The organism is Paraburkholderia sp. BR10954 (genome assembly GCF_040965775.1).
GTDB lineage: Bacteria > Pseudomonadota > Gammaproteobacteria > Burkholderiales > Burkholderiaceae > Paraburkholderia > Paraburkholderia youngii.
Genome location: NZ_JBFRCK010000120.1, coordinates 1 through 4034, shown reverse-complemented (window position 1 = coordinate 4034; position 4034 = coordinate 1). Strand labels below are relative to the sequence as shown.

Here is a 4034-nt window from a genome sequence, read left to right as displayed (position 1 = left end):
AACGCAGCCCCTACCCAACGGATGTATCGGATGAAGAGTGGTACTTCGCCGCGCCGTACCTGACATTGATGAACAAGGACGCGCCTCAGCGTCGCTACGAATTGCGCGAGATGTTCAACGCTTTGCGCTGGATTGTCCGCGCGGGTGCGCCGTGGCGTTCTGCTGCCCAATGACTTTCCGCCGTGGGAGGCGGTCTACCAGCAGACGCAACGCTGGGTTCAGGCGGGCTGTTTCGAGGCTATGGTCCATGACCTGCATTCGATTATCCGGGTGGCGCAGGATCGCCGAGGTCAGCCCAGTGCAGTGATCCTTGATGGCCGGACGCTGCAATCGACATGCGAGAGCGGACCGCGTGCAGGCTATGACGGGTACAAACGCAAGAAAGGCAGCAAAGTGCACATGGCGGTGGACACATTGGGGCAACTGCTTGCGGTGCATGTGACGCCGGCCAACGAACAGGAGCGTGCGCAGGTCGGAGAACTGGCGCGTCAGGTTCAGCAGGCTGACGGGCCAGACGGTCAAGGTGGCGTTCCCAGCTCCGAATTTCGCAATTTGAAACGCTGATTGATATCTGATTACATCGATGCTAACAAGTGGCGATTTTTTCCCAAATTTTGGTCTCATAATTCCTATTTCATCAAAGGGGATCGGGAATGTTACTGAATTGCGCGGAGCAAGCGGCGAAGCGATTTTCAGGAGGCGAATGTCGCCCGCGTGTTCGTAGTTACCTCTCTTGATTACCGACGTGCGGTGTATCACTACGCCCGCAATGGCAATCAGCGCGCGGCCGCGAAGTGAGTTCCGCTGGGGTGGGACCTTCGCGATGCGAACACGGTTGCTCCCTCGTCTGCTGGTACGTCTTCAGACGGACGGAGCAGCCTTTGGAGGGGCAAGGCGCACTTATTCAATTCTGATCCCCCGATTGTCATTCTCCCCCGTCACGCCAGATTGCGTCGGGGCGTCGTTGACCTTCCAGAAGATGTAAAGATACTTACGGTCTCCAGGCGAAGGGTCGCCATACTGATTACCCGCGAGAAACACGCGCGTGCCGTTTGCGTATTGCTGTCGAACCTGATCAGTGACGTCAATCGTATTGTTCCAGACACCATAACCCGCATTGCTAATCGTGGTACTCATAGTGGTTCTCCAGACTCGTGCCCGGTGGTAAAAGTAGGAACTACGTGCAAGACCTAGAACGGCGAACAGTGCTGGCAGCGCGTAGGTTTGTCTCCGGGCGTCAACCAGCATCGCCTTCTCCCGGTTACTCAGGAGCTGCAGGTCGACGCCCAGCTGATGGGCCTACCAGCGTCGATTTCATGATTACGCATAGCGGCACTCGATGAGAGTCATTCGGGCCGGTTACGTCTACGCGAAATCTATACCAAAAGGCCAACGCCAACTTTTGAAAGGCGCCTCAAGACATTCACCGACAACACCAACACACAAACCGGACAATTCCGACGATTTCTGTCGGCATCGCAACAAAAGCGCTCTACGCCTGCTTACTCGCAAGTCAGGAATATTGCGGACAGATGGCCTATGATTGAGCGATCGATCTGATCATCATATACCCGGGCCCGCGCCGTTGTGGTGAAGCGGCGGGCGTAGAGTTGAGGTTGCGAGACCCACTTGACGCACAGGAGGGTCGGCATGGACAAGTTTAGCGGAATCGACCCGCACTCGAATAACAGTGTGGTTGTGGTCAGCGACGAAACTGACCGTGTTCTCTACCAGCGGTAGGTTACCGAACGATCCGGTCCAAATTCGAGCAGCACTGGCACCCCACCGTGCAGATCTCGTGGGAGTGGTCATTGAAGCAACGTTCAACTGGTACTGGCTTGTGGATGAGTTGATGAGCGACGGCTACGGCTCCTCGCCTTCCCGATGCGGACCTGTCCATCCTGCGACAGGCCAGACTGGAGATCTCCCGGTTCCCGAACAAGGAGCGTGCGCACATGCCAGGTTCTACGACCACGCCGGGTCATCCGGGCGCTCGCGATTACGCGCTCGGACGTTTTGCCTTCCGCTACACAGACAGCGTCGGCACCCGGGATCAGTTTTCTATCGTGGCTCAATGGCTGGCCTGCACGTACCCCTGCCGACGCTTCGCCGACATCCTCGCGGATGCCTGCGCACGGCTCGGGGCCGATGTGGTTCGCTATTCCTTCATCGCAGTGGACTTGCACCACCTACTCCTTGCCGGTCTCCCGGCGCACCCGTGTGAAAACGCAGGCTCAACGCGGAGTTCGAAAAAGGCGACCCTCCAGATCGCGCTGTGTTGGCTTGGCGGTGCGTTGGGAAGGGTAAAGCGACACCCGAAAACCAGGTACTTTTAGGTTTTCACACGGCCTCGGCCCTCTTCGGTCAGTCACAGCTCACTATTCGCGCATAGGATGGTTCCTTTCTTGGAGGTCCGTATGTCCCGAATCCTTGCAATCGATCATGTTGCTATCACCGTAGCTGACCTCGCGGCAAGCTGTGCATTTTACGATGACCTTTTCGGGACAGCAGTTGTCGCCGAGCATGTCATAGACGGCCGGGTGCTCGTGCGCCAACTTGCAATCGGCGGCGCGGTCCTGAGCATTCATCAAAAAGGCAACGGGGTCGATCTGGTCGCCGAGCGCCCAACGGTAGGGGCGGCCGACATATGCCTCCGCTGGAATGGCTCGGTGAGTGACATGCTCGACCTGCTCGAAGGCAAAAAACGTCAACATCCTTGAAGGTCCGGTTGCACGGATGACGGCCGATAGACAGCCAGGTCAATCAGTGTTCTTTCGCGATATCGACGGCAATCTTCTAGAACTGATGGCCGCTGACAAAGCAAGCGGGCGATAGCCCAGCAACCACAAAGCAGTCATTCGACTGCAAGGTATAGAGGACCGCTGCTGGCCGGCGGACTAAACCGCTTACGCGGTAGGGGCTACGGTCCGGCGCTTGAGGTCAGGGAGAGGCCGGGCGCGCGGTTCTATGTTGGCGAATGAGGCAATCCACCTCGTTCTCCAACAGGAGCCGAATCATGACCTCCTCCCAACCAGCCGTCAGCCCGCTGCGCCAGCGCATGATCGACGATATGCGCATGCGTCAGCTTTCTCCGAAGACCCAGTACGCCTGTCTGAGGGTCGTGCGAGAGTTCGCCCGGTTTCTCCACCGCTCTCCCGACACCGCTTCCGCCGAGGACCTGCGACGCTACCAGTTGCACCTGGTCGATCACGGTACCTCTCCGGTTTCTCTCAACGCCGCGATCACCGGGCTGAAGTTCTTCTTCGAGATCACGCTCAGGCAGCCCGAACTGATGGCTCGCATGCAGCCGGTGCGCGTGCCCCGTGTGCTGCCCGTCGTCCTAAGCCCCGATGAGGTCCGCCGGCTCATTGCCGCGGCGGGCAATCTCAAGCACCAGACTGCGCTCTCGGTTACCTACGGCGCCGGCCTGCGCGCGAGCGAAGTGGTCGCGCTGAAGGTCGGCGACATCGACAGCCAACGCATGACGCTGCGCATCGAGCAGGGTAAGGGCCGCAAAGATCGCTACGCGATGGTCTCGCCCGTGCTGCTCGAACGCCTGCGCGTCTGGTGGCGCGTCGCGCGGGCCCAGGGGAAGATGCTCGATGGTGGCTGGCTGTTTCCGGGCATGGATCCGGTCAACCTACTGACCCCAAAGCAGCTCAACCGCGCAATACACGCCGCTGCCGTGACTGCGCAGATCGACAAGCGCGTGTCCATGCACACGCTGCGTCACAGCTTCGCCACCCATCTTCTGGAACAGAAGGTCGACATCCGCGTCATCCAGGTGCTGCTCGGTCACAAGAAGCTCGAGACGACTGCGCTTTACGCGCAGGTGGCCACCGACCTGCTGCGCGAAGTCACCAGCCCACTGGAGCTCCTGCCCTCCGAATAGACTGGCCCCGCAGGACGTCCCGTGCTTGAGGTCGCGGACATATTCCGCGCCCGCGGGCCAGCATGGCGAAACACGATACGGCTGAGCCCGGGGCAACTGAAGGTCATGTCGGCCATCGAACGGTGCCGCACGGCGGCACTGG

At 59.4% G+C, this 4034-nt stretch carries 3 protein-coding genes and 2 pseudogenes; 4 read left to right on the top strand and 1 reads right to left on the bottom strand.

Annotated features, from left to right (window positions below; all coding sequences use genetic code 11):
* A pseudogene (locus tag AB4Y34_RS40995) lies at positions 1–532 on the top strand (IS5 family transposase); the annotation flags it as partial.
* Positions 533–900: 368 nt separating this feature from the next.
* Here the strand turns inward: AB4Y34_RS40995 and AB4Y34_RS40990 are convergent.
* Entirely contained in the window at positions 901–1137 is a 237-nt protein-coding gene (locus tag AB4Y34_RS40990; RefSeq protein WP_176370132.1) for a hypothetical protein, read from the bottom strand.
* Positions 1138–2417: 1280 nt separating this feature from the next.
* On the opposite strand from AB4Y34_RS40990, the gene AB4Y34_RS40985 reads away from it, so the two are divergent.
* The 3 genes and pseudogenes from AB4Y34_RS40985 to AB4Y34_RS40975 form a co-directional block, all read left to right on the top strand.
* Positions 2418–2720, top strand: a complete 303-nt coding sequence (locus AB4Y34_RS40985; RefSeq protein WP_368719215.1) for a VOC family protein — start codon at positions 2418–2420, stop codon at positions 2718–2720.
* Positions 2721–3016: 296 nt separating this feature from the next.
* Complete coding sequence (locus AB4Y34_RS40980) at positions 3017–3892, top strand: site-specific integrase (protein ID WP_368719214.1); 876 nt, start codon at positions 3017–3019, stop codon at positions 3890–3892.
* Between the two features lie 21 nt (positions 3893–3913).
* Positions 3914–4034, top strand: a pseudogene (locus AB4Y34_RS40975) (IS91 family transposase); the annotation flags it as partial.

Excerpts from the sequence above, each read along its gene's own strand:
- AB4Y34_RS40990 (WP_176370132.1), bottom strand. The coding sequence starts at position 1,137 with ATGAGTACCACGATTAGCAATGCGGGTTATGGTGTCTGGAACAATACG.
- AB4Y34_RS40985 (WP_368719215.1), top strand. The coding sequence starts at position 2,418 with ATGTCCCGAATCCTTGCAATCGATCATGTTGCTATCACCGTAGCTGAC.
- AB4Y34_RS40980 (WP_368719214.1), top strand. The coding sequence starts at position 3,017 with ATGACCTCCTCCCAACCAGCCGTCAGCCCGCTGCGCCAGCGCATGATC.